Below are 25,340 nucleotides of genomic sequence, written 5' to 3' on the forward strand. Positions count from 1 at the left end.
TGTGCCGTCGATGAGGCCCGGACGAAAGCGTCGACCGGGCCCGAGCACACACGAACCGGGGCGGGGAACGACCATGATGGGTCCGGCGCACTCACTGTCCGGGGCTGCGGCCTGGCTGGGGGTGGGCGCGGCGACCGCGGCCGCCGGGCACCCCATGCCGTGGCCGGTCCTCGTCGTCGGAGCGCTGATCTGCGCCGGGGCGGCCCTCGCCCCCGACCTCGACCACAAGTCGGCGACGATCTCGCGCGCCTTCGGACCGCTCTCCAGAGGTTTGTGCGAGGTGGTCGACAAGATCTCCTACGCCGTCTACAAGAGCACCCGGTCCAAGAAGGACGCCCGCCGCACCGGCGGCCACCGCACCCTGACGCACACCTGGCTCTGGGCCGTGCTGATCGGCGGTGGCGCCTCCGCGATCGCGGCCACCGCCGACCGCTGGGGGGTCCTCGGCCTGCTCTTCGTGCACCTGGTGCTGGCCGTCGAAGGCCTCCTGTGGCGGGCCGCCCGGATGTCCAGCGACGTCCTGGTGTGGCTGCTCGGCGCCACCAGTGCCTGGATCCTGGCCGGGGTGCTCGATCAGCCCGGCAACGGCGCGAGCTGGCTGTTCACCGGACCGGGCCAGGAGTACCTCTGGCTCGGCCTGCCGATCGTGCTCGGCGCGCTGGTCCACGACATCGGCGACGCGCTGACCGTCTCGGGCTGCCCCGTGCTGTGGCCCCTCCCGATCGCGGGCAAGCGCTGGTACCCGATCGGCCCGCCGAAGATGATGCGTTTCCGGGCCGGCAGCTGGGTGGAGCTCAAGGTCCTCATGCCCGTGTTCATCCTGCTGGGCGGCTTCGGCGGCGCCGCGGCCCTCGAATTCATCTAGGACGTGGTCCAGGACCTCATCCAGGACCGCGACGACGCCGTGTGCCCCGGCCGGGAACGGCCGGCGCCCCGGGAGCGGGACCACTGGGGTCCGCTCCCGGGGCGCCGTGCCCGCGGGTCCCGCCGGTGGGGGCGGGGTCGGGGGCGTCAGTTCTTGGCGTAGAAGCCGAAGGTGTCGACGAGCAGGTCCGTGGGCTGGTAGCTCATGTTCCAGAAGTCGATCACGTTGTTCACGCCGGAGCTCGTCTGGACCAGGTTGGGCACGGTCTTGCCCGGGGTCCAGTTGAGGCTGGAGGAGTTGGGTGCGACCGGGCGGGTGGACCAGCCGCCCTCGTAGGCCTCCCACGAGTTCGGGTCCGGCGCGACCGTGAGGAAGCCGGTGCCCGCGGTATTGGTGACGGTGGCGTTGGTGATGACCGCGGTGATGTTCGAGTCGCCGCCGCCGTACCGCCCGTAGATGTAGGCGCGGCCGTCCAGCGGGCCGTCCCACTCGCGGGTGTCGAACCAGCGCTCCGGGAAGGTGCGCACCAGCGCGCTCTCGCTCTCGGGGCTGTAGTAGCCGACGACGTCGGCGACCACATGGGTCCCGGCCCCGGCGCCGTTACGGATGCTGATCTTGCCGTCCGGGCCGATCGGGACGATGACCGCGTTGGCGATGGTCTGGCCCGTGGTGAAGTTCAGGTTCGACGAGGTCGGGGCGGAGCTGCCGGAGGGGTAGACGGTCAGGTGACCGTTCGCCTGCGGCTCGGTGACGGTCACGTTGAGCGCGACGGCCTTCGCGCTCGCCGGGACGCCGGCGCGGCCCGTGACCTGGGTGCTGAAACTGCCGTAGCCCGGGACCCGGCCCGTGCCCGTACCGAGACCCTCGCGGGTGTCGACGATACGGCTCGGGGCCACCGAGGTGTAGCCGCTGGCAGCGCTCTTGGAGAAGTAGCCGGTGACGTCGGCGATGAGGTCGATCGCGCCGTCGCCGTGGTTGTAGATGTCCACGTAGCCGTTCCCGCCGACCGACGCGATCACCATGTTCGGGACGGTCTGCCCCGGGGTGTAGTTGACGTTCGAGGTGCTCGGCAGGTCGCCGCCCTCGGCGTACACGCGGACGTGTCCGCCCTTGGCGGGGTTGGTGACGGTGACGTTCAGGGCCACGGCGGTCACGCCGGCCGGGATCTGCGCGGCCCCGGCGATCTTGACGCGGGCCGTCCCGTAGGCGGGCACCTTGGCCAGGGGCGCGCCGATGCCCTCGCGGGTGTCCAGCAGGCGGGTCGGGGCGTGCGGGGTGAACTCGTTGCCCGCGGTCCGCACGACGATCTCGTTGGTGCCCCGGACGGTGGTGCCGTCGAGCAGGGTGACCTTGACGGTGTAGACGCCGGTCTTGGCGTACTTGTGGTCCAGGGTCTGCGTGGCCGGGGAGGCCGGCGTCGACGAGGTCTGGCCGTCTCCCCACTCGATGACCGAGCTGATCGAGTCCTCCGGCGCGACGGTGAACGTCAGGGCCAGCTGGATGGCGTGGGCGCTGATGGCCTCGGCCTGCAGTGCGACCGTCGGCTCGGCGGACGCGGTACCCGAGGCCCGCGGAGCGGTCTTCTCGCTGCCCTGCGCGGCCGGGTGGACCGTCTTGGCGGCAGGGCTGCTGAAGGTCTCGGCCTTGAACGCCTTGGCCTTGGCCTCGGTCAGGTCCAGGTCGGGAACGGACACCCCCGTGCCGCCCGTCCCCTTGGCTCCGTCCGGGCCCGCCGCGGTGGCGACGCCCGGGACGAGTCCGACACCGGCCGCGATGACTACGGCGGTGGAAAGCATGAGTCGGCGATTACGCACCGGCCCCCCCATTTTCTGTTTTTGAACGTGATCAGGTTTGAAGCTTGCTCAGAGTACATATGTGCGAGGAGTCCCGCGAGGGGTTTGGGTCACCATCCGGTCACCCGTGCCAGGACCGCCACAGCGCCGCGTACGCCCCGTCGGCGGCGACCAGTTCGTCGTGGGAGCCGAGTTCGCTGATCCTGCCGCCTTCGACCACCGCGATCACGTCCGCGTCGTGCGCGGTGTGCAGCCGGTGGGCGATCGCGATGACCGTACGGCCGTCCAGCACCCGGGCCAGCGAACGCTCCAAGTGCCGTGCCGCTCGCGGGTCCAGCAGCGACGTGGCCTCGTCCAGCACCAGCGTGTGCGGATCCGCCAGCACCAGCCGGGCAAGCGCGATCTGCTGCGCCTGCGCCGGAGACAGGGCCGTGGTGCCGGAACCGACCTCCGTGTCCAGGCCCGCCTCCAGGGCCCGTGCCCAGCCGTCCGCGTCCACCGCGCCCAGGGCCGCCCACAGTTCGCCGTCCCCGGCGTCCGTCCGTGCGAGGCGGAGGTTGTCGCGCAGCGAGCCGACGAAGACGTGGTGCTCCTGGTTGACCAGCGCCACGTGCTCGCGCACCCGCTCCGCCGGCATGCGCGAAAGCCGCGCCCCGCCCAGGGTGACCTCGCCGCTCCGGGGCGCGTAGATGCCCGCGAGCAGCCGGCCCAGGGTGGACTTGCCCGCGCCCGAGGGGCCGACGAGCGCCATCCGGGTGCCCGGCGGGACGGACATCGACACCCGGTGCAGGACGTCGACGCCCTCCCGGTAGCCGAAGTGGACCTCGTCGGCCCGCACGTCCCGGCCCTCGGGCGTCACCTTCGCGTCCCCGGCGTCCGGCGCGATCTCCCGTACACCCACCAGGCGGGCCAGCGAGACCTCGGCGATCTGCAGCTCGTCGTACCAGCGCAGGATCAGGCCGATCGGATCGACCATCATCTGAGCGAGCAGCAGACCCGTGGTCAGCTGTCCCACCGACATCCAGTCCCGCAGCACGCAGTAGCCGCCGGCCATCAGCACCGAGCCGAGGATCGTCACGTACGTGACGTTGATGACGGGGAACAGGATCGTCCGCAGGAACAGCGTGTACCGCTCCCACGCCGTCCATTCCTTGATCCGCCGCTCCGACAGCGCGATCCGGTCCGGCCCCAGGCGGTGCGACTCGACGGTGCGGCCCGCGTCCACCGTCTCGGTGAGCACGGCCGCGACCGCCGCGTATCCGGCCGCCTCCGAGCGGTAGGCCGCGGGCGCCCGCTTGACGTACCAGCCGTAGCCCACGACCAGCACCGGCAGCGCCACCAGGGACGCGAGCGCCAACGGGGGCGCGGTCACCGCGAGCGCCCCGAAGAGCAGCCCCACCCACACCACGCCGATGGCCAGTTGCGGCACGGCCTGGCGCATCGCGTTGGCCAGCCGGTCGATGTCGGTGGTGATCCGCGAGAGCAGGTCACCCGTACCCGCCCGCTCCAGCACCCCCGGCGGCAGGCCCACCGAGCGCACCAGGAAGTCCTCGCGCAGATCGGCCAGCATCTCCTCGCCGAGCATCGCCCCGCGCAGCCGGACCTGCCGGACGAAGAACGTCTGGAGCGCGAGCGCCAGCGCGAACAGCAGCGCCACGCGCTCCAGATGGAGGTCGCGCGTCCCCTCCGCGAGCTGGTCCACGACCCGGCCCAGCAGGTACGGGCCGACCATGGACGCGATCACCGCGGTCGCGTTGACGCCCACCAGCACCGCGAAGGCCCGCCGGTGACGCCGGAACAGGTCGCGCACATAGCCCCGTACGGTCGCCGACGTGCCCACGGGCAGGGTCGCGGCCGACTCGGGGGCCGCCGGATCGTACTCCGGTGGCGCCACGCCGATCATGCGGATTCCTCGATCTCTGTGAGTGCTTCGTCCAGCCCTGTCAGTTCCACGCGTGCGAGCCGCTGTTCCTCCTCGGTCTCGCGGGTGACGACCGCCCGGTAGCGCGGTTCGCCGTTCAGCAGCTCGCGGTGCGTACCGACCGCCGCCACCGTGCCCCCGTCGATGAGGACGACCCGGTCGGCGCGGTCAAGCAGCAGCGGCGAGGACGCCAGGACCACCGTGGTGCGCCCCGCGCGCAGCGCCGCGACCCCGTCGGCGATCCGCGCCTCGGTGTGCGAGTCGACGGCCGAGGTCGGCTCGTCGAGCACCAGCACCTCCGGGTCCGTGACCAGGGACCGGGCCAGCGCGAGCCGCTGGCGCTGGCCGCCGGACAGCGACCGGCCGCGCTCGGTGATCCGCGCGTCCATCGGGTCCTGGCATCCGTCCGGAGCCGACTGCAGCAGTGCGTCCAGCACGTCCGCGCACTGGGCCGCGCCCAGCGCCGCACCGGGCTCGACCGCTCCGGAGGCCGGTACGTCGAACAGGGCCCGCAGCGTGCCCGACAGCAGCACGGGGTCCTTGTCCTGTACGAGGACCAGCGTGCGCGCCGTGTCCAGTTCGAGCTCGTCCAGCGCGACTCCGCCGAGGAGCACCGACGGCCGTTCGCTGCCCGCCTCGCCGTCCATGGGGTGGCCGCCGAGGCGCTCCGCGAGCCGGCCCGCCAGGTCCGGGTCCCCGCACACGACGGCGGTGAACCGGCCCGCCGGGGCCAGCAGGCCCGTCTGCGGGTCGTACAGGTCGCCGCCCGAGGCCGGCGGCTGCGGGCGCCCGGCGTGCGCGGGCCGCTCGCCGGCCTGCGTCCGGGTCAGGGACAGCACGCGGGCGGCCCGCTGCGCGGAGGGACGCGAGAAGGAGTACGCCATGGCGATCTCCTCGAAGTGACGCAGCGGGTAGAGCAGCGTCGCCACCGCGCTGAACGCGGCGACGAGTTCACCCACCGCGACGCGCCCGTCTACGACGAGCGCGGCGCCGTACCAGACCACCGTGATCAGCAGCGCCCCCGGCAGCAGCACCTGGACCGCGGAGATCAGCGCCCACATCCGGGCACTGCGCACGGCGGCCTTGCGGACCTCCTGCGAAGCCTCGCGGTAGCGGCCGAGGAACAGCTCCTCACCGCCGATGCCCCGCAGCACCCGCAGGCCCGCCACGGTGTCGGAGGCCAGCTCGGTGGCCTTGCCCGCCTTCTCGCGCTGGATGTCGGCGCGTTTCGTGGCGCGCGGCAGCAACGGCAGCGCGGCCAGGGCGACCAGGGGCACGCCGACGGCGACGACCACGCCGAGTTCGGGTGCGTAGAACAGCAGACCGACGCAGACGAGGACGATGGAGAAGACGGCGGCGAGGAAGCGCGAGACCGCCTCGACGAACCAGCCGATCTTCTCCACGTCGCCGGTGGAGACCGCGACCACCTCGCCGGCGGCGACCTGCCGGGTCAGCGCGGAACCCAGTTCGGCGGTCTTGCGCGCGAGCAGCTGCTGCACCCGGGCGGCCGCGGTGATCCAGTTGGTGACGGCGGTGCGGTGGAGCATGGCGTCACCCACCGAGATGGCGACGCCGGTCAGGGCGAGCAGCGCGCCGACGAGGAGCAGCCGGTCGGCGTCGTGGTCGATGACGGCGTCGACGCCCAGACCCACCGCGTACGGCAGGGCGGCGACGCCGGAGAAGTGGAGCATGCCCCAGCACAGGCTCTTGAGCTGTCCGCCGAGTTGGCCCCGGCCCAGCCACAGGAGGAAGCGAGGGCCGGAGCGAGCGTCGGGTACCCCTGGATCCGGATACGGAAGATCGCTGATCTGCATGACGCCCCATGACTGGTCGAGTGGTCCAAACCGAGCAAGGTTCGCCTTCCGGATCGGCTCCGGGCAATCGATTTTCCCTGGACAACGGCTCGCGGCCACCAGGTTTGCGGATCTCCTCCGTGGAAGGACGCCTGGTCAGACGGGCCGCGCACAACGGCGCTCACGGGCGGGTGGCGCGCTCCAGGCCATGTGTGGCCTCCTCAGCAGGTGCGCTCCGCCGGGGCGTCCGAGAGGGTGTTCAGCAGGCCGCCGAGCACCTCGCGCTGGTCGGCGGTCAACGGTGCCAGGATCTCCTCCGCGGCGTCGGTGCGCGCACTGCGCAGCCGGCGCAGCGTGGCGCGGCCGTTGTCGGTGAGCTCGATCCTGATGACGCGCCGGTTGGCGGGGTCGGGCGCGCGGCGTACGCACGCGGCGGCCTCCAGGCCGTCCACGAGGGTGGTCACGGCGCGGGGGACGACCTCCAGGCGGGCGGCGAGATCCGCCATTCGGGGCGCCTGGCCCCCCTCGTAGTGCGAGACGAGGCGCAGCAGCCGACCCTGGGCGGGAGTGATCCCGAGCGGCTCCATGTGCCGCTTCTGGATCCGGTGGAGCCTGCGCGTCAGGCGCAGCAGCTGTTCGGCGAGGAGGCGGTCGGTGTCGGAGGCGGAGCTCATGCCGGGAACAATATCAGGATGCCGTTCATTGTGAGCATAGGTAACAATCACCTATGCTCCAATGGCCTCGACCCCCGACCCCGAGAGGGTGCCCATGCGTCACGACGAACCGAAGTGGACGCCGTCGAACGATCCCCTCGACCCCCGCCGCCCCGCCCCGGCCGAGCAGCCGCGCGAGCTGCGCCGCATCGTGGGGCTGTTCCGGCCCTACCGGGGGCGGCTCGCCGTCGTCGGCCTGCTGGTGGCCGCATCCTCCCTGGTCGGCGTGGCCTCGCCGTTCCTGCTCAAGGAGATCCTCGACGTCGCGATCCCGCAGGGCCGCACCGGGCTGCTCAGCCTGCTCGCCCTCGGCATGATCCTCACCGCCGTGGTCACCAGCGTCTTCGGCGTGCTCCAGACCTTGATCTCCACCACCGTCGGGCAGCGCGTCATGCACGACCTGCGCACCGCCGTCTACGCGCAGCTCCAGCGGATGCCGCTGGCCTTCTTCACCCGGACGCGCACCGGCGAGGTCCAGTCCCGCATCGCCAATGACATCGGCGGCATGCAGGCCACCGTCACCTCCACCGCCACCTCGCTCGTCTCGAACCTGACGGCCGTGATCGCCTCCGTCGTCGCCATGCTCGCGCTCGACTGGCGGCTCACCCTCGTCTCGCTGGCCCTGCTCCCCGTCTTCGTGTGGATCAGCCGGCGGGTCGGCCGCGAGCGCAAGAAGATCACCATGAAGCGCCAGAAGCAGATGGCGGCCATGGCGGCGACGGTCACCGAGTCGCTCTCGGTGAGCGGCATCCTGCTGGGCCGCACCATGGGCCGCTCGGATTCCCTCACGAGCGCCTTCGCGGAGGAGTCCGAGAGGCTCGTCGGCCTCGAAGTGCGGGCCAGCATGGCCGGGCGCTGGCGGATGTCCACCATCGGCATCGTCATGGCCGCGATGCCCGCCCTGATCTACTGGGCCGCCGGCCTGGCCCTCCAGACGGGCGCGCCCTCGCTCTCCGTCGGCACCCTGGTCGCCTTCGTCACGCTGCAGCAGGGACTCTTCCGGCCCGCCGTGAGCCTGCTGTCGACCGGCGTGCAGATACAGACCTCGCTCGCCCTGTTCGCGCGCATCTTCGAATACCTCGACCTGCCGGTGGACATCACCGAGCGCCCGGACCCGGTCCGGCTGGAGCGGGCCAAGGGCGAGGTCGCGCTGGAGGACGTGCACTTCGCGTACGACGCCAAGAACGGTCCGACCCTCTCGGGGATCGACATCACCGTCCCGGCGGGCGGTTCCCTCGCCGTGGTCGGCCCGACCGGCTCCGGCAAGAGCACCCTCAGCTACCTCGTGCCCCGGCTCTACGACGTGACCGGCGGACGGGTCGCCCTCGACGGGATCGACGTGCGCGACCTCGACTTCGACTCGCTGGCCCGCTCCATCGGAGTGGTCTCCCAGGAGACCTACCTGTTCCACGCCTCGGTCGCGGACAACCTGCGCTTCGCCAAGCCCGACGCCACCGACCAGGAGATGGTCGAGGCTGCCCGCGCGGCCCAGATCCACGACCACATCGCGTCCCTGCCCGACGGGTACGACACCCTGGTCGGCGAGCGCGGTTACCGGTTCTCCGGAGGGGAGAAGCAGCGCCTGGCGATCGCCCGCACCATCCTGAGGGACCCGCCGGTGCTCATCCTCGACGAGGCCACCAGCGCCCTCGACACCCGCACCGAGCACGCCGTCCAGCAGGCCATCGACAACCTCTCCGCCGGGCGGACGACCATCACCATCGCGCACCGCCTCTCCACCGTCCGCGACGCCGACCAGATCGTGGTCCTGGACGCGGGCCGCATAGCCGAGCGAGGCACCCACGAGGAACTGCTCAAGGCCGACGGCCGGTACGCGGCCCTCGTCCGCCGGGACCGGGACGCCGCGCTGGCGCCCGAGCCACCCGAGGGCGTCGAGCTGGCTCGGATCAATGTATGACCATATGAATGACGAATGGGCTGAATGTCGGAAAAGTCGCGTTTCGCGGGTTAGTGTTCCCGCATGCGTCATGAGCACCGGCCACCACAGCGCCGTTCCCGGCTCACCCGCCGGGGCCGGCTCGCGCTCCTGATCGGCACACTGCTGGCGCTGGGTGCGGCAGCCCTGATCCCGTTGTTGCGGGGTGAGGAAGCCCCGGAGAGGCCGCGCCGCCTGGTGATCCCCGAGGGCTGGCGGGCCCCGCAGGTGTACGCCGCGATCGACCGCGAACTGAAACTCCCGCCGGGCTCCACGAAGACGGCGGTGGCCACCGCCGGGCTGGAGCTGCCCGCGGAGGCCAAGGGCAATCCGGAAGGCTACCTCTTCCCGGCGACGTACCCGGTGACCTCGAAGTCCACCCCGGCCTCGCTGCTCGCGTACATGGTCCGGACGGCGAACGAGAAGCTCGCCACCAGGGCCGTGGCGGACGGTGGAAGAGCCCACGGGATGACCCCGTACCAGACGGCCACCCTGGCCAGCATCATCGAGGCGGAGGCCGAGAACCGCGCCGACATGGGCAAGGTCGCCCGGGTGGTGCACAACCGGCTGGCGAAGTCGATGCCGCTTCAGATGGACTCCACCCTCAACTACGCGCTCAACCGCAGCACGGTCGACACCAAGCTGAGCGACACCCGCATCGACAGCCCCTTCAACACCTACGCACGCCAGGGACTGCCGCCCACGCCGATCGACAGCCCCGGCCTTGAAGCCTTGGCCGCGGCGGTCGCGCCGACGCCCGGTGACTGGCTGTACTTCGTCACCGTCAAGCCGGGGGACACCCGCTTCTCGGCGACCTACGAGGAACACAAGAAGCACGTGACGGAGTTCAACCGGATCCGCGCGAAGGCTGCTCCCGCCGCCGCAAGATGAGGTGCGGACGGCCCGGCACCGGCCGGAGCCCCCGTCCGCGCCCTCAGAGCGCCGCAGCGCCCGCCCGCTCGCGCGCCAGGAGCCGGCGGATCTCGCGGACCGCCGCGCCGCCCGCCCGGTTGGCTCCGATGGTCGAGGCCGACGGGCCGTAGCCGACCAGGTGGACCCGCTCGTCGCGCACGGCCCTGGTCCCCTCGACCCGGATGCCCCCGCCGGGCTCGCGCAGGCGCAGCGGGGCCAGGTGGTCGACGGCCGCGCGGAATCCGGTGGCCCACACGATGACGTCCGCGTCCACGCGGGTCCCGTCGGCCCAGGTGGCGCCCGTGGCGGTGAGGTGGTCGAACAGGGGCCGGCGCTCCAGCACGCCCGAGGCCAGACCGGCCCGGACGGCATCGTTCAGCGGGAGTCCCGTGACGCTGACCACGCTCTGCGGGGGCAGCCCCCGGCGCACCCGCTCGTCCACCAGCGCCACCGCGGCCCGGCCCTCGGCCTCGCCGAAGCTGCCGTCGCGGAAGACCGGGGGCCGGCGCGTCACCCACGTGGTCTCCGCCGCCACCTCCGAGATCTCCAGCAGGTGCTGCACCGCCGACGTGCCGCCACCGACGACGATGACCCGAGCCCCGGCGAACTCCTGCGGCCCCGGGTAGTTCGCGGTGTGCAGCTGACGGCCGCGGAAGACGTCCTGCCCGGGGTAGCGCGGCCAGAACGGCCGGTCCCAGGTCCCGGTCGCGTTGATCAGGGCCCGGGGCGACCAGACGCCGTCCGAGGTCTCCACCCGCAGCCGTCCCGCGCCTGCGTCCCGTACGGCGCTGACGTCCACGGGACGCCGTACGCGCAGGTCGAAGCGGTCCTCGTAGGCGGCGAAGTACGCCCCGATCACCTCCGACGACGGCCGCAGCGCGTCCGCGCCCGTCAGTTCCATGCCGGGCAGGGCGTGCATCCCGTGGACCTTGCCGTAGGTGAGGGAGGGCCAGCGGAACTGCCACGCCCCGCCCGGGCGGGGCGCGTGGTCCAGGACCACGTGGTCGATCCCCGTCCGGGCGAGGTGGTAGGCGCTGGACAGGCCCGCCTGCCCGGCCCCGATGACCACCACGTCCACGTCGCGCGAGATGTCGTTCACGGTTCTACTAACTCCCGAGGCGTGCGGACTCTTCCCGCACCCCTCAGGCCCCAGCCCTCGGGCCCAGCCCTCAGGCCGCCACCAGCGTCGCCGGCACCGGGGTCCTCGGCTGCAGGGTGAGCCCGGGGAAGACCCCGGCCCGCTCGGTCCCGCTGTCCAGGTGGAACCGCTGCCCCACTACGGCCAGCACGAGCACGGCCTCCACCAGCGCGAACCGCGCCCCCAGGCACGCGCGCGGGCCGCCGCCGAAGGGGAACCAGGCATGGTCCGGCGCCCGACGCGGCGCGTCCGCGTCCCACCGCTCGGGGCGGAAGGCCTCCGGGTCCGGGAACCACCGCTCGTCGCGGTGCATCGACCAGGGGCTCGTCCACACCGCCGTCCCCGCCGGCACCGCCCGCCCGCCGATGCTCGCGCCCTGGGCGGCCACCGCCGAGATCAGCCAGACCGGCGGATAGATCCGCAGCGCCTCCTTGACCACCTGCCGGGTCCAGGGCAGCCGCGCGTAGTCCTCGTGCGTCGGCAGCCGCCCGCCCAGTACCCGGTCCAGCTCCTGCGTCAGCCGGGCCCGCGCCTCGGGCGCCCCCGAAAGCAGCTGCCAGGCCCAGGTCAGGGTGGTCGAGGTGGTCTCGTGGCCGCCGATGTAGAGGGTGATCGACTCGTCCCGCACCTCCTTGCGGGACAGCGGGCCGCCGTGCTCGTCGCGGGCCGCGAGCAGCCGGCTCAGCAGGTCGTCCCGCTCCGCGCCGGCGCTCGACGCGGCCTCGTGCTCCCGTATGACGTACTCGATCTCCTCGTCGAGGACCGCCACGGCCTCCCGCATCCGGCGTCGGCCCGGAGTGCGCACCCACGACGGCAGGAACAGGGTCAGCCCCCTGAACTCCGCCCCCAGTTCCCGCTGCGCCGTGGCCATGGCCGCACTGATGGGCGCCTCCCGGCCCGCCGCGTCACTGCCGAACAGCGTGCGCACCGCGATCCGTTGGGTGAGCCGGGCCATTTCCTGGTGTACGTCGATCCGCGCCCCCTCGCGCCAGCTGCCGGCCAGCGCGTCGGCGCACTCCACCATCGTGGCGGCGTACGAGGCGACTTGGCGCGGCCGCACGGCGGGCTGGACCAGCGCCCGCTTGCGCCGCCAGTCGTCTCCGGTCGAGACGACCACCCCGTTGCCCAGCAACTGGTGCAAGGCCCAGCCCAGTTCCATGGGCTTGAAGGTGGACTCGACGGCTCCCAGGAGTTCTCCGGTGTGCTCGGGCCGGGAGAGCAGTATTCCCCGGCGCGGGCCGAGCGACCAGGGCACCCAGTCGCCGTAGTCGTCGCGCAGGGACTCGAAGAAGGCCAGTGGATCGCGGGCGAAGGCGGGCAGGTTCCCGAGCAGGGGCCACCCGCGCGGTCCGCCGGTCCGGGTGCCCGGGGGCAGGGTCGCGGTCACGCAGGCATGGTGGCACCGGCCCGCGCAGGGCGCCAGAGGGCCGACCGGGCCGGCGTCCGGCGGTGCGTCAGCCTGTCCGGTGGTGCGTCAGCCGGTCCGGCGCGCCGTCAGCCAGTCGTGCGCCACGTCCGCGCTGAACTCCGCCTGCCCGCCCGGGAAGAGCAGCCCGGCCGCCGCGAAGGCCGGGTCGTGCGCGGTGTCCTTCACGTACGGGATCGCCACGCAGCCCATCCCCGCCGCGCGGGCCGCCCGCGCACCCGGCGCCGCGTCCTCGAAGACCACGCAGCCGGCCGGGTCCGCGCCCAGCCGGCGGGCCGCTTCCAGGAACACGTCCGGCGCGGGCTTGCCGTGCGCCACCTCCTCGGCGGAGACCACCGTGGTCAGCAGGCGGTCCAGCCCGGTGGCCGCCAGTACGGCGTCGATCGCCTCGCGCGAGGAGCCGGAGGCCACCGCCATCGCCGCGCCCTCGGCGTGCAGGCGTTCGACGAGCTCGCGCATCTGCGGGAAGACCTCGGTCCGGGTGCCGGCCAGCTCCAGGTAGGCGGAGTTCTGCTCGGTCAGCAGCTGTTCGACCGGCGCCGGGATCCCGTACCGGTCCTTGAGGATCTCCAGCGTCTCCAGCGTGCCGATGCCGATGAAACGGGCGTGCTGCTCCCACGTGAAGTCGGCGACCCCGTGCCGCTCCAGGGTGCGGCGGCCGGACTCGTAGTAGTTCGGCTCACTGTCCACGAGGGTGCCGTCGAGATCGAATATGACGGAAATCATCCGTTGGGTCCCGTCCTGCCGGTTCTGTCCTGCCCCGGCCATCCTGTCAGGCTTTGCGGGCCGCCCTGCCCACGGACTCGACCAAGGGCAGCAGCCGGTGGGGGACCCGTTCGCGCAGCGCGACCTCCGTGCGGGTGCGGACCACGCCCGGGAGCCGGATCAGCCGCTGGATCACGTCCTCCAGATGGGCGTTGTCGCGGGCCGCCACGCGCGTCAGCAGGTCACCGCCGCCGGTGATGGAAAAGGCCTCGATGATCTCCGGTACGGCGGCCAGCGCCTCGCCCACGTCGTCCAGGTGCCCCTGGGTGACCTCGATGTGCACGAAGGCCAGCACCGGGTGTCCGAGCGCCGCCGGCGAGAGCACCGGCCCGGTCCCGGTGATCACACCGGTGCGCTCCAGCCGGTCCAGCCGGGCCTGCAGCGTGCCCCGCGCCACGCCGAGGATGCGGGCGTACTCGCGGACGCTGGTGCGCGGCTGCTCGATCAGCAGGCGCAGGATCCGGGTGTCGAGCTCGTCCACCGCCATGCCGTGACTGTACCAATGGCTCAGTTCCGGCGGACGGTGCCCGCTCGCGCGCATCCGATCGCACCGCCCCGCCGGAATCGCGTACGGGACCCCCGGCCCGAACGGCCCACGAGGAGCGGAGACAGTCATGACGGGTCTGAACTGCCTGGTCACCGGAGCCACCGGCTACATCGGCGGGCGACTGGTGCCCGAACTGCTCGACGCGGGCCACCGCGTCCGCTGCCTGGCCCGATCCCCGGAGAAGCTGCGCGACCACCCCTGGGCCGGGCAGGTGGAGACCGTCCGCGGCGACGCCACCGACCCGCAGGCCGTGGCCGCCGCCCTGGAGGGCGTCGACGTCGCCTACTACCTCGTGCACGCCCTCGGCGGGGGCTCCGGCTTCGAGGAACGCGACCGCGCCGCCGCCCGGATCTTCGCCGAGCAGGCCCACGCGGCCGGGGTCCGGCGCATCGTCTACCTGGGCGGACTCACCCCGGCGGGCATCCCCGTGCACGAGCTGTCGCCGCACCTGCGGTCGCGCGCCGAGGTGGGCGAGATCCTCCTCGCGGGGCCCGTACCGGCCACCGTCCTGCGTGCCGCGGTCATCATCGGTTCCGGCTCCGCCTCCTTCGAGATGCTGCGCTACCTCACCGAGCGGCTGCCCGTCATGGTGACCCCCAGCTGGGTCGGCACCCGCTGCCAGCCCATCGCCGTCCGCGACGTCCTGCGCTACCTCGTCGGCAGTGCCGGCATGCCGCCCGAGGTGAACCGGGCCTTCGACATCGGCGGCCGGGACGTGCTCACGTACGAGGAGATGATGCGCCGCTACGCCGCGGTGGCCGAGCTGCCCGACCGGCTCATCCTGCGCGTCCCGATGCTCACCCCGCGGCTGTCCAGCCACTGGATCGGCCTGGTCACCCCCGTGCCGCGGGCGCTGGCCCGGCCGCTCGCGGAGTCACTGCGCCACGAGGTGGTCTGCGCGGAGCACGACATCGCCCGCTACGTGCCCGACCCGCCCGGAGCACCGCTCGGCTTCGACCAGGCGCTCTCGCTCGCCCTCCAGCGGATCCGGGAGGCCGACGTGACCACCCGCTGGTCCTCCGCCTCCGTGCCGGGCGCGCCCAGCGACCCGCTGCCCACCGACCCCGACTGGGCGGGCGGCAGCCTGTACACCGACCAGCGGGAGCGGGCCGTCGCGGCCTCGCCCGGTGCGCTGTGGCGGGTCGTGGAGGGCATCGGCGGGGAGCACGGCTGGTACTCCTTCCCGCTGGCCTGGGCGGTACGCGGCTGGCTCGACCGGCTCGTCGGCGGAGTCGGCATCCGCCGGGGCCGCCGCGATGCCACCCGCCTGCGCGTGGGCGACTCCCTCGACTTCTGGCGGGTGGAGGAGATCGAACCGGGCCGGCTGCTGCGGCTGCGCGCCGAGATGCGGCTGCCCGGTCTCGCCTGGCTCGAAATGCGCGCCGACCCCGGTCCGGAGCCGGGCCGGGCCCGCTACCGGCAGCGGGCGCTGTTCCACCCGCACGGCCTGCTCGGCCACCTCTACTGGTGGAGCGTGTCCCCCTTCCACGCCGTGGTCTTCGGCGGGATGGCCCGCAACATCGCCCGCGCCGCCGAACGCCGGGACGGCGCCGCGGCCGACAGCGCATCCACGGGGACCCCGGCCGCCGAAGTACCCCACGACAACCCTCCTCACCGACCCTGACGCGGAGCGAGAACATGAACGTCGCGGTGGTCCTGTACACCTCCGACCTGCGCCTGCACGACCACCCGCCGCTGCGGGCGGCCATGTCCTCCTGCGACCAGGTGGTTCCGCTGTTCGTCCGCGACCGCGCCGTCGCGGCCGCCGGCTTCGCCCCGCCCAACCGGCAGGCCTTCCTCGCCGACTGCCTCGCCGACCTCGACGCGGGACTGCGCGCCCGCGGCGCCCGCCTGGTGCTGCGCTCCGGGGACGTCGTCGCCGAGGTGTGCGCCCTCGTACGGGAGACCGACGCCGACGAGGTCCACATGGCCGCCGGCGTCAGCGCCTACGCCCAGGCCCGCGAGGAGCGGCTGCGCAGCGCCCTCGAAGCCGAGGGACGGCGGCTCTACGTGCACGAGACGGTCATCACCGCCGTCGCGCCCGGCGCCGTGCACCCGGCCGGCGCCGATCACTTCGCCGTCTTCACCCCCTACCTCCGCCGCTGGACCGAACTGCCCCCGCGGCCGCTCGCCGCCGCACCCCGCGCCGTCCGGGTCCCCGAAGGCGTCGGCTCCGAGCCCCTGCCGGCGCGCGGCTCCCTCACCGGGATCTCCCCGGGCCTCGCCCGGGGCGGCGAGAGCGAGGCCCGGCGGCTCATGGCGAACTGGCTCCGCTCCGGACTGGCCGACTACGCGGACCGCCACGACGATCTGGCCGGGGACGCCACCTCCCGCCTCTCCCCGCACCTGCACTTCGGCACCCTCTCGGCCACCGAGGCCGTCCACCGGGCCCGGTCCGTCGGTGGCCCCGGCGCCGAGGCCTTCGTCCGCCAGCTGTGCTGGCGCGACTTCCACCACCAGGTGCTCGCCGCTCGCCCCGAGGTGGCCACCGAGGACTACCGCGCCCGGCAGGACCGCTGGCGCACCGGCCCCGCCGCCGAGGAGGAGACCGAGGCATGGAAGGACGGCCGCACCGGATATCCCGTGGTCGACGCCGCCATGCGCCAGCTGCGCCACGAAGGCTGGATGCCGGGCCGCGGCCGGATGCTCGTCGCGAGCTTCCTGACCAAGACCCTGTACATCGACTGGCGGACGGGCGCCCGCCACTTCCTGGACCTCCTGGTCGACGGGGACCTCGCCAACAACCAGCTGAACTGGCAGTGGATCGCGGGCACCGGCACCGACACCCGCCCCAACCGCGTGCTCAACCCCGTCCGGCAGGGCCTGCGTTTTGACCCGCAGGGCCACTACGTGCACCGCTGGGTGCCCGAGCTCGCCGGGCTGGACGCTCCGCTCGTCCACGAGCCGTGGCGGCTGGCGGAGCCGGAGCGGGCCCGCTACGACTACCCCGATCCGGTGGTGTCGCTCGCCGACGGACTCGACCGTTTCCGGCAGGGGCGGCACGGTGGGTGAAGCGACTCGGCCCCCCGCCGCCCGTCGTACCGTGTGCGGGTGCAGCCCCCGCCGCAGCCCCCGACACGGCCCGGACCCCCGCCGGGCCCGCCCGCCGTCGCGCTCAGTACCGGCGCCGTCGCCCGGCACCTGGGAGTGTCGCCGAACACGCTGCGCTCCTGGGAGCGCCGGTACGCCATCGGTCCCGCCCGCCGCGAGGGCGGACGCCACCGCCGCTGGACCCCGCAGGACATCGCCCGGCTGGAGCTGATGTGCCGGCTCACCGCACAGGGCGTCCCCCCGGCCGAGGCGGCGCGGGCCGCGCTGGACGCGGCACCCGCAGCACCCGCCGCATCCAGCGCGGCGGGTCCGGTGATGCCGGGCGGGCCCGGTCCCCTTCGCCTCGGTGAGGTCCGCCCGGAGTGCCGGGGGCTCGCACGTGCCGCCGTACGGCTGGACGCGCCGTCGGTGGCCGAACTGCTGGACACCGCCCTCGCGGAGCACGGTCTGGTCACCGCGTGGGAGGAGATCATCGCCCCGACCCTGCACGCCGTGGGCCGCACATGGGCCTCGGCGGGGGAGCGTTACGTGGAGGTGGAGCACCTGCTCTCCTGGCACGTGTCCGCGGCCGTGCACCGCATCCGGCCCGCTCCTGCGGCGCCGCACCCCGCAGCGCCCCCGGTGCTCCTGGCGTGCGTACCGGACGAGCAGCACAGCCTGCCCATCGAGGCGCTGGCCGCGGCCCTCGGCGAACGGGGCCTGCCCGTGCGGATGTTCGGGGCCGCGCTGCCCGCGCAGGCCCTGCGGGACGCCGTACGCAGGACCGGGCCGCGGGCCGTGGTGCTGTGGTCCCAGACCAGGGCCACCGCGGACGCGGCCCTGGCCCGGTCCGTGGCGGGCATCGAGTGGGGCCTGCGCGGCGCGCGGGGGCACCCGGCGTTGCTGCTCGCGGGACCGGGCTGGGGCGCGGGCGCCCCGCAACCGCGCGCGGAGCGCCTCTTCGGGCTGCGATCGGGCCTGGAGGTCATCGCGGCGCTGACGGCGGATGCGGCCCCATCGACCGGCGCAGGCCGTGCAGGGCCCGCCGCATATGGCTCTTGACGGTCCCCAGGGGCAGGCCCGTACGGTCCGCGATCTGGGACTGGGAGAGGTCTCCGTAGAAGGCGAGGCACATCACCCGCCGCTGCGGGGACGGCAGCCGGGACAGCTCGGCCAGCACCAGCAACCGGTCCACGACGCGCTCCGGTTCGGCCCGGGCGCTCGCGCCGGACCGGGCGGCGGGGTCCGGACACGCACGCGCCGCGGCGGCGGCCGCCCTGGCCCGGCGGCCCCTCGCCTCCAGCGCGTCGGCCACCTTGTGCCGGGTGATCCCGCTGAGCCAGGCGCCCAGCCCGCCCGGCCCCGGCCGGTAGCCGCGCCGCCCGTGCCAGGCCGCGAGGAACACCTGCTGGGTGACGTCCTCGGCCTCCCGCTCGTCCCCCAGCGCCCTGCGCGCGAGGGAGTGCACCATCGGCCCCCACCGCCGGTAGACCGCCTCCACGCAGGCGTCGTCCCCGGCCGTGAAACCGGCCACGACGCTCTCACCGGGCCCTGCGGAGCCCCCGGGGCGCTGCACCCCTGTGCCGTCCATGAGTGTGCCGTCCATGGGTCGAGCCTCGTGCGCCGGCCGCCTCCGGGAAACTCGCAGCGTTTATGCACCGAATCAAGGCCGAGGCACCGGCTCCCTGACACGCCGACCCCGACCCCGCGGCCACGGGCCGCACCGCATAGGGTCGCGAGAATGAGCGACTTGGTGCTGGTGAGGCACGGCGAGACGGAGTGGAGCGCCAACGGGCGGCACACCGGGCGCACCGACGTACCCCTGACCGCGCGCGGCGTCGAGGAGGCCATCTCCCTCGCCCCCTACTTCCAGGGCCGCCGGCCCGCCCTGGTGCTGACCAGCCCGCTGCGCCGGGCCGTCGCCACCGCCGAACTCGCCGGCCTCACCGGCGCCGTCCCCGACCCCGACCTCTACGAATGGGACTACGGCGGCTACGAGGGCGTCACCACCGCGGAGATCCGGCGCAGCGCCCCCGACTGGTCCCTGTGGACCGACGGCGTCCCGCCCGGCGACCCGGCGCACCCCGGCGAGAGCGCCGCCCAGGTGGGAGCCCGAGCGGACCGCGCCCTGGCCCGCGTCGCGCCCGTCCTGCGCGCGGACGACGGCGACGTCGTGGTCGTCGCCCACGGCCACTTCCTGCGCGTCCTCACCGCCCGCTACCTCGGCCTGGATCCGGTGGCCGGCCGCCTGTTCCTGCTGCGCACCGGCACCGTCAGCGCGCTCTCCACGGAACACGGCCTCCCCGTGATCGCGGGCTGGAACACCCGCCCCTGACGGCAGCGCCCGCCTCGCGCGGCGCTGCCCGGTGCCCGACCATGCGTACATGGCCCATGACGGTGCGGGTGGCGAACCCGGGACGGAGCAGCAGGACGCGGGGCTCAAGCCCAATGCGATCGGCTTCCTCGACGCGCTGGTCATCGGGCTGAACTCGACCTCGCCGGCCTACTCCCTGGCCGCCGTCATCGGCCCGATCGTGGCCCTGGCCGGGATCTACGCGCCGGGCATCATGCTGGCGTCGTTCCTGCCGATGCTGCTCATCGCCGCCGCCTTCTACTACCTCAACAAGGTCGACCAGGACTGCGGGACGACCTTCTCGTGGGTCACCCGGGCCATGGGCCCCTGGGCGGGCTGGCTCGGCGGCTGGGCCATCGCCATGACGGGAGTGCTCGTCATCGGTTCGTTGGCCGACGTGGCCGTCCACTTCGGGCTGCTCGCCGTCGGCCTCGACGGCTGGGCCGCCGACGCCGCGGTCCGGCAGGGCCTCACGGTCGCCGTGATCCTGGCGATGACCGCGATCTGCGTGATCGGCACCGAACTGTCGGCCCACTTCCAGGACGTCCTCATCCTCGCGCAGGTGCTCTGCCTGCTGGCCTTCGCCGTCGTCGCCCTCTACCGCATCTACGCCGGCACCAGCACCCTCGACTCGCTCGAACCGTCCGTCGGCTGGCTCAACCCCTTCGGCGCCGGCGGCGCCGCCCTGACCGGCGGACTGCTGCTCGGGGTGTTCATCTACTGGGGCTGGGAGTCCGCGGTCAACCTCACCGAGGAGGTCGAGAACTCCGCCACGGCACCCGGCCGGGCCGGCATCTGGTCGACCGTGGTGCTCCTGGTGACGTACCTGTCCGTGGGATTCGCGGTCGTCGGCTACTCCGGCACCGCGTTCCTCGCCGCGAACGCGGGCGAGGAGGAGGCCCTCTTCGCCGTGCTCGCCCACGAGGTCATGGGCGGCTGGGACTGGGTGGTGCTCCTCGCCGTCTGCACCTCCGCGCTCGCCTCCACCCAGACCACGATCATCCCCGCCTCCCGCACCGCCCTGTCCATGGCCCGCCGGCACGCCCTGCCGCCCCCGCTCGCGCACATCCACCCGCGGTTCCGGACCCCGGACGTGAGCACCTGGTGGGTGGCCGGCATCGCCATCGTCTGGTACCTCGCCGTCAACCAGATCAGCGAGAACGCCCTCCTGGACTCGCTCACCGCGCTCTCCCTGCTCATCGCCTTCTACTACGCCCTCACCGGCCTGGCCTGCGCCGTCTACTACCGCCGCCACCTGCGGGAGAACCTGCACAACCTCCTGCTCATCGGAGTCGGCCCGGTGACCGGCGCCGGCCTGCTGACCTGGCTCCTCGTCGAGTCGGTCCACGACATGTCCAACCCGGAGAACTCGGCCAGCGGCGTCTCCTGGTTCGGCCTCGGCCCGCCGCTGGTCATCGGGATCGCGATCGCCGCCGTCGGCGTGCTCGTCATGTGCTTCTGGCGGGTACGGGACGGCCGGTTCTGGCAGGAGCGGCGGGGAGTGGCCGATCCGGCGCTCGTCCACGGCGGGAAGCGCTGAGGAGGCGGGATGTCCGTGGTCCTCGGATACGACGAGTCGCCCGGCGCGGCACGCGCCCTGAACGTGGCGCTGGAGGTGGCCGGCGCCTTCGGCGAGCCCCTCGTCCTCGTCTTCGGCGCCGCGGCCCCCGGCGCCACCGGCGAGGAGTACCGGGCCCACCGGGAAGCCGTCCGCCAGGCGGGCCGCAGCGCCCTCGCGCACGCCGTCGAGGCGGCCGACGCGGCCGGCGTGCCGTCGACGGTCGAGGTGGTCGACGAGAAGCCGGCCCAGGCCCTGCTGGACGCCGCGGAGCGTCACCACGCCCGGGTCATCATCGTCGGCACCTGGGGCGGCAGCCCCATCCGCGGCGCCCTCCTCGGCTCCACCCCGCACAAGCTACTGCACCTGTCCCCGGTGCCCGTCCTGTGCGTGCCGACGGAGACCGGCCCGGAGCACTGACCAGGCGGGCGGCCGGTCGGCCGGTCCGTTGGCACCGCCCTGGCCGAGGACGGCGCGTTCTCGCTGTGCCATTGGTGCAGTGGTAAGGGGGCCGCTTGAGCCAATGCCCTCCTGGATGTTTATCTGTGGCGTATCCATGTACTTTCGGCGCCGCGCAGCGCCGGACGGCAACGAGGCCGGTCCGGAGCGCGGCGCCTTCGCCGTGCCCGTGAGCCGCCCACCACCCCCGGGCGGAGCCGGGCCGGCGCGCACCACTGCGAGGGGGGCGGCACACCGCCGTGAAGAGGATGTTCGTGGCACCGGATCCGGGCCGTATGAGACTCAGGAACGCGGCCCGCGCCGTGATCGGCGTCGCCGCCGCCGTCGCCCTCGCCGAGCTCTGCGGTCTGTCCCTGACCGCCTCCATCACCGGGGGACTGGCGGCCCTGCTCGCCCTCTTCACCGTCACCGATGCGACCGTGCGCCGCCAGGCGGTCACCACCGCCCTGCTGCCGACCGCCGGATTCCCGGTCCTCGCCCTCGCCACCACCCTGCACGGGGTGCCCCTCGCCCGGGACGCCGCCTTCGTCCTCGTCGTCTTCTGCGGGGTCTACGCCCGCCGCTGGGGCCCGCGCGGACACGCGCTCGGGATCTTCGCGTTCATGAACGTCTTCATCACCCAGTTCCTGCACGCGCTGCCCGCCCAGCTCCCCGCCCTGTACGCCGCCGTGGCCCTGGCCCTCGGGGCCGCCGCCGCAGTGCGGTTCCTGCTGTGGCCCATCGAGCGGCGCACCCCGCCGGCCGCCGCACCCGCGCCGCTGCCCGGGCGGGGCCTGGCCCGGCCCACCACCCGCCAGGCCTTCCAGGCCACCGCCGCGTGCGCCCTCGCCCTCGCCGTCGGCCAGGTGCTCTCCGAGGACCGCTGGTACTGGGCCGTCGGCACCGCCTGGTGGATCTTCGTCAACACCGCATCGCGCGGCGAGACCCTCGTGCGCGGCTTCCGCCGCGTGCTCGGCACCGTCGTCGGCGTGGCCGCGGGCGTGCTGATCGCCATCCCGCTGGACGGAGCGCCCGCGCCCACCGCCGTCCTGGTCGCCGGATGCGCCTTCGCGATCTTCTACACGGCCCCTGTCTCCTACAGCTGGATGATCCTGGCCGTCACCCTGATGGCCGGACTGCTCTACGGGCTGCTGGGCGTGCTGGATCCCGGCCTGCTCGTGCTGCGCCTGGAGGAGACGGCCGTCGGCGCGGTGTGCGCCGCGCTGGCCGTCGTCCTCGTGCTGCCGGTCACCACGCACGCCACGAACGACGCCTGGATCCAGCGGGCCCTGCACTGCGTGCACGCGGCCACCGCCGAGGCCGCGGCCCGCCTGGCCGGCTCCCCGACGGCGGACCCCGCGCCCCACGCGGCCGAGCTGGAGACCCTGCTGGCCCGGGTCCGGATGGCGCTCGCGCCGCTGGTGCACCCGCTCAGCCCGTTCCGCGCCCGCAAGGCCCGCGCCGGCCAGGTCATCGCCCTGCTGGACGACTGCGCCCGCGAGGTGCGCGGGCTGGTGGCCGTCGCCGCCGACCCCGACGCCAGCCACGACGCCCGCCTGGCCGCGGCCTGCTGGCGCGTCGAGGCGGCCGTCGAGGCACTGACCGCGGGCGAACGGCGTCTGGACGAGTTCGCCGCCGCGGACGACACGGCGGCGCAGGCGGCCGCGGCCACCGCCGCCGGGCCCGCCCTCGCCCACCTGCACGGCCTGGAGCGGGCCCTCGCCGGGCTCGCCGCCCCGCTCGGCACCGACCCGCGGGACCCCGTCGTCGTCAGCGCCTGAGCATCAGCGCCTGAGCAACCCGCCCGAAGCCGAAGCCGCGGCCAGCCCCGCCGGCAGCCGGCCGGGCGTGTGCACCACCCCGAGGGACTGGGTGGCCCGCGTCAGGGCCACGTACAGGTCGCTGGGCTGGAGTTCGGCCGGCTCGACCACGATCACCGTGTCGAACTCCAGCCCCTTGGCCTGGCGCGGGTCCAGCAGGACGACCTCCCGGGTCAGATCCGGCTCCACGTCCTCCCGTACGCCGGGCAGTACGGCGGCCAGCGCCCCGTGCAGCCCGCGCGGGGCGATCACCGCGAGCCGTCCCTCGGCCGGCCGCTCCCGTTCCACGGCGTGCGCGACCGCCCGCGCCGGGTCCTGCGCGGCGTGCGACCAGGGCCGCGTCCCGGTGGCCCGTACCGACGTCGGGGGTTCGAAGCCGGGATCGCGTTCCCGCAGTACGGCTGCCGCCACCTCCATGATCTCGGCGGGCGTGCGGTAGTTGACCCCGAGCCGGACCAGGTCCCAGCGCCCGCCCACGTACGGGTCGAGGATCCGCTCCCACGCACCGCAGCCCGCCTCGTCGGCGGTCTGCGCCGGATCGCCGACCAGCGTCATCGACCGGGTCGGGCAGCGGCGCATCAGCAGCCGCCACGCCATCTCCGACAGCTCCTGCGCCTCGTCCACGATGACGTGCCCGAAGGCCCACGTGCGGTCGGCCGCGGCCCGCTCGGCCGTGCTGCGGTGATCGGCCTCCTCGTGGCGCTCGGCCATCCGCTCGGCGTCGATGATGTCGTGCGCCGCGAGGTACTCGCTCTCCTCGTCCTCGAACTCGTAGGACTCCGAGCCCTGCGACAGGTCCAGCACCCCCTGCGCGTAGGCGATGCGCCGCTGCCGCTCGCGCTCCTCGGCGGCGCGCCGGGCGCTGTCGTCCTCCCCGAGCAGCTCGGCGGCCTCGTCCAGCAGCGGCACGTCGGCCGGGGTCCAGTCGGGCCGCGGCGAGGGCGCGCGGCGGATCAGCTCGGCCTCGTGCGCGGGCAGGTGGGTGGGCTCCGCCAGGAAGTCGCCGATCAGCTGCTGGGGGGTGAGGCGGGGCCACAGCGAGTCGATCGCGGCGTGCACCGCGGGGCTCACCGCGATCTCCTTGCCGAGCTGGGCGATGTCGTCCGCGCCCAGCAGGTTCGGACCGCCGTACGGATCCGCGCCCAGCCGCTCGGCCAGCTGCGCGGTGAGCGCGTCGATGACCGGGAAGGCGAAGGCGGCCCGGGCCTGGTTGTGCGGCAGCCCGGTGGCGCGGGCCCGGTCCCGTGCCGCGTACGCCATGGTGCGGTCGAGCAGCAGGGTCCCGTAATCGTCGTGGTCGATCTCCAGTGCGGGCTCGGGGACCGTGTCGTAGTCCTCGCCGCACCGCGTCGGCACGGTCTCCGGCAGGCGCTGGCGGTCCGCGACGACCCGGGCGAGGACCTCCGCCATCGCGGCCCGGCCCTTCACCGCGGCGGCCCCCGGCCGTTCGGCGCCGGTGGCGTGGACCCCGGGGAACAACTCGCCCGGGGTGGCCAGCAGCACGCCCGTCTCGCCCAGGGCCGGGAGCACCCCGCCGATGTATCCCACGAAGGCCGGGCCCGGTCCGACGATCAGGACCCCGCGCTTGGCGAGCGACTCCCGGTGGGCGTACAGGAGGTAGGCCGCGCGGTGCAGCGCGACCGCGGTCTTTCCGGTGCCGGGGCCGCCCTCGACGACCAGCACCCCGCGGTGCGTGGAGCGGATGACCCGGTCCTGCTCGGCCTGGATGGTGCGCACGATGTCGTGCATGCGGCCGGTCCGGGCGGCGTCCAGCGCGGCGAGCAGCACGGCGTCCGCGTCGGCGCCCTCGTGCCCGGTGCGCTCCGCGTCGGTCAGGTCGAGGATCTCGTCGTGCAGTGCGGTGACCACGCGCCCCCGGCTGCCGATGTGGCGGCGCCGGCGCAGGCCCATCGGGGTGTGGCCGGTGGCGAGGTAGAACGGACGCGCCATATCCGCGCGCCAGTCCAGGACGAGCGGGGTGCGGTCGGTGTCGTCCGCGCGGATTCCGATCCGGCCGATGTGGTGGTCACGGCCGTCGGAGAACTCCAGACGGCCGAAACAGAGGCCGTTCTCACCCCCATTCAGAGCGGAGAGCAGGCCGGACTGCTCGGCGACCAGCACATCGCGCTCCAGACGGGCCTGAAAACCGGTGCCGACGTCGCGCAAGGCGGATTCGACAGCGTGTTCGGCCTGGTCGCGCAGGTCATCGAGGCGCCGATAGAGGTCGGTGACGAATTGCTGCTCTTTCCGGAATTCCTCGGTTGACAATTGCACTCCTGCCGCGATACGGTGTCTTCGTAAGCTTCTTTGCGGACTCGTTTTACTGAAGTCG

General features: G+C 73.7%; 20 protein-coding genes. 10 read left to right on the plus strand and 10 right to left on the minus strand.

What is annotated here, in order from left to right:
• The first annotated feature begins 73 nt into the window (after positions 1-73).
• Entirely contained in the window at positions 74-865 is a 792-nt protein-coding gene (locus AC07DU_RS01370; RefSeq protein WP_360895714.1) for a metal-dependent hydrolase, read from the plus strand.
• Between the two features lie 146 nt (positions 866-1,011).
• On the opposite strand, the gene AC07DU_RS01375 is transcribed toward AC07DU_RS01370, so the two are convergent.
• From AC07DU_RS01375 to AC07DU_RS01390, 4 genes are all read right to left on the minus strand, one after another.
• Positions 1,012-2,661 (minus strand): hypothetical protein, encoded by a 1,650-nt coding sequence (locus AC07DU_RS01375; RefSeq protein ID WP_360895711.1) that lies wholly within the window; start codon positions 2,659-2,661, stop codon positions 1,012-1,014.
• Positions 2,662-2,779: 118 nt separating this feature from the next.
• A complete protein-coding gene (locus AC07DU_RS01380) occupies positions 2,780-4,561 on the minus strand; it encodes an ABC transporter ATP-binding protein (RefSeq protein ID WP_479108963.1) in 1,782 nt (593 codons plus the stop codon).
• Positions 4,558-6,393: an ABC transporter transmembrane domain-containing protein gene (locus AC07DU_RS01385; protein ID WP_479034864.1), complete on the minus strand. Its 1,836-nt coding sequence runs from the start codon at positions 6,391-6,393 to the stop codon at positions 4,558-4,560. The genes AC07DU_RS01380 and AC07DU_RS01385 overlap by 4 nt, the downstream gene beginning before the upstream one ends.
• Positions 6,394-6,593: 200 nt before the next feature.
• On the minus strand, positions 6,594-7,046 hold the full coding sequence (locus AC07DU_RS01390; protein ID WP_366868625.1) for a MarR family winged helix-turn-helix transcriptional regulator: 453 nt from the start codon (positions 7,044-7,046) through the stop codon (positions 6,594-6,596).
• A 94-nt stretch (positions 7,047-7,140) separates the two neighbouring features.
• Between AC07DU_RS01390 and AC07DU_RS01395 the strand changes: the two genes are divergently transcribed.
• Complete coding sequence (locus AC07DU_RS01395) at positions 7,141-9,003, plus strand: ABC transporter ATP-binding protein (RefSeq protein ID WP_479108965.1); 1,863 nt, start codon at positions 7,141-7,143, stop codon at positions 9,001-9,003.
• A 63-nt stretch (positions 9,004-9,066) separates the two neighbouring features.
• Positions 9,067-9,912 (plus strand): endolytic transglycosylase MltG, encoded by an 846-nt coding sequence (gene mltG, locus AC07DU_RS01400; RefSeq protein WP_479034857.1) that lies wholly within the window; start codon positions 9,067-9,069, stop codon positions 9,910-9,912.
• A 43-nt stretch (positions 9,913-9,955) separates the two neighbouring features.
• Here mltG and AC07DU_RS01405 read toward each other — a convergent pair whose 3' ends face one another.
• From AC07DU_RS01405 to AC07DU_RS01420, 4 genes are all read right to left on the minus strand, one after another.
• Positions 9,956-11,032 (minus strand): FAD-dependent oxidoreductase, encoded by a 1,077-nt coding sequence (locus AC07DU_RS01405; protein WP_479108967.1) that lies wholly within the window; start codon positions 11,030-11,032, stop codon positions 9,956-9,958.
• Between the two features lie 70 nt (positions 11,033-11,102).
• Positions 11,103-12,458, minus strand: a complete 1,356-nt coding sequence (locus tag AC07DU_RS01410; protein ID WP_479108969.1) for a cytochrome P450 — start codon at positions 12,456-12,458, stop codon at positions 11,103-11,105.
• 87 nt (positions 12,459-12,545) lie between these two features.
• Positions 12,546-13,223: an HAD family hydrolase gene (locus tag AC07DU_RS01415; protein WP_479034848.1), complete on the minus strand. Its 678-nt coding sequence runs from the start codon at positions 13,221-13,223 to the stop codon at positions 12,546-12,548.
• Between the two features lie 46 nt (positions 13,224-13,269).
• A complete protein-coding gene (locus tag AC07DU_RS01420; RefSeq protein ID WP_361943264.1) occupies positions 13,270-13,749 on the minus strand; it encodes an Lrp/AsnC family transcriptional regulator in 480 nt (159 codons plus the stop codon).
• Positions 13,750-13,876: 127 nt separating this feature from the next.
• Here AC07DU_RS01420 and AC07DU_RS01425 point away from each other — a divergent pair, with 127 nt between their 5' ends.
• Genes AC07DU_RS01425 through AC07DU_RS01435 form a run of 3 tightly spaced genes read left to right on the plus strand, consistent with a single transcriptional unit; the run spans position 13,877 to position 17,901 of the window.
• A complete protein-coding gene (locus AC07DU_RS01425; RefSeq protein ID WP_479108971.1) occupies positions 13,877-15,433 on the plus strand; it encodes an SDR family oxidoreductase in 1,557 nt (518 codons plus the stop codon).
• 14 nt (positions 15,434-15,447) lie between these two features.
• Positions 15,448-16,821, plus strand: a complete 1,374-nt coding sequence (locus AC07DU_RS01430; RefSeq protein WP_479108973.1) for a cryptochrome/photolyase family protein — start codon at positions 15,448-15,450, stop codon at positions 16,819-16,821.
• Positions 16,822-16,860: 39 nt separating this feature from the next.
• Complete coding sequence (locus tag AC07DU_RS01435) at positions 16,861-17,901, plus strand: MerR family transcriptional regulator (RefSeq protein ID WP_479108975.1); 1,041 nt, start codon at positions 16,861-16,863, stop codon at positions 17,899-17,901.
• Here the strand turns inward: AC07DU_RS01435 and AC07DU_RS01440 are convergent.
• Positions 17,825-18,445 carry an RNA polymerase sigma factor gene (locus AC07DU_RS01440; RefSeq protein WP_479108977.1) on the minus strand — a complete coding sequence of 207 codons (621 nt, stop codon included), beginning with the start codon at positions 18,443-18,445 and terminating at the stop codon, positions 17,825-17,827. The two genes, AC07DU_RS01435 and AC07DU_RS01440, sit on opposite strands and share 77 nt — an antisense overlap.
• Positions 18,446-18,580: 135 nt before the next feature.
• Here AC07DU_RS01440 and AC07DU_RS01445 point away from each other — a divergent pair, with 135 nt between their 5' ends.
• The 4 genes from AC07DU_RS01445 to AC07DU_RS01460 all read left to right on the plus strand — a co-directional run bounded on the left by AC07DU_RS01445 (position 18,581) and on the right by AC07DU_RS01460 (position 22,969).
• On the plus strand, positions 18,581-19,174 hold the full coding sequence (locus AC07DU_RS01445; RefSeq protein WP_479108979.1) for a histidine phosphatase family protein: 594 nt from the start codon (positions 18,581-18,583) through the stop codon (positions 19,172-19,174).
• 49 nt (positions 19,175-19,223) lie between these two features.
• Positions 19,224-20,732, plus strand: coding sequence for an APC family permease (locus AC07DU_RS01450; protein WP_479108981.1), 1,509 nt, complete (start codon positions 19,224-19,226; stop codon positions 20,730-20,732).
• A gap of 9 nt (positions 20,733-20,741) precedes the next feature.
• Complete coding sequence (locus AC07DU_RS01455) at positions 20,742-21,170, plus strand: universal stress protein (protein WP_479108984.1); 429 nt, start codon at positions 20,742-20,744, stop codon at positions 21,168-21,170.
• 287 nt (positions 21,171-21,457) lie between these two features.
• Positions 21,458-22,969, plus strand: coding sequence for an FUSC family protein (locus AC07DU_RS01460; protein WP_479108986.1), 1,512 nt, complete (start codon positions 21,458-21,460; stop codon positions 22,967-22,969).
• Between the two features lie 3 nt (positions 22,970-22,972).
• Here AC07DU_RS01460 and AC07DU_RS01465 read toward each other — a convergent pair whose 3' ends face one another.
• Entirely contained in the window at positions 22,973-25,276 is a 2,304-nt protein-coding gene (locus AC07DU_RS01465; protein ID WP_479108988.1) for a HelD family protein, read from the minus strand.
• Between the last annotated feature and the right edge of the window lie 64 nt (positions 25,277-25,340).

This window comes from Streptomyces sp. NPDC045695 (genome assembly GCF_056432025.1).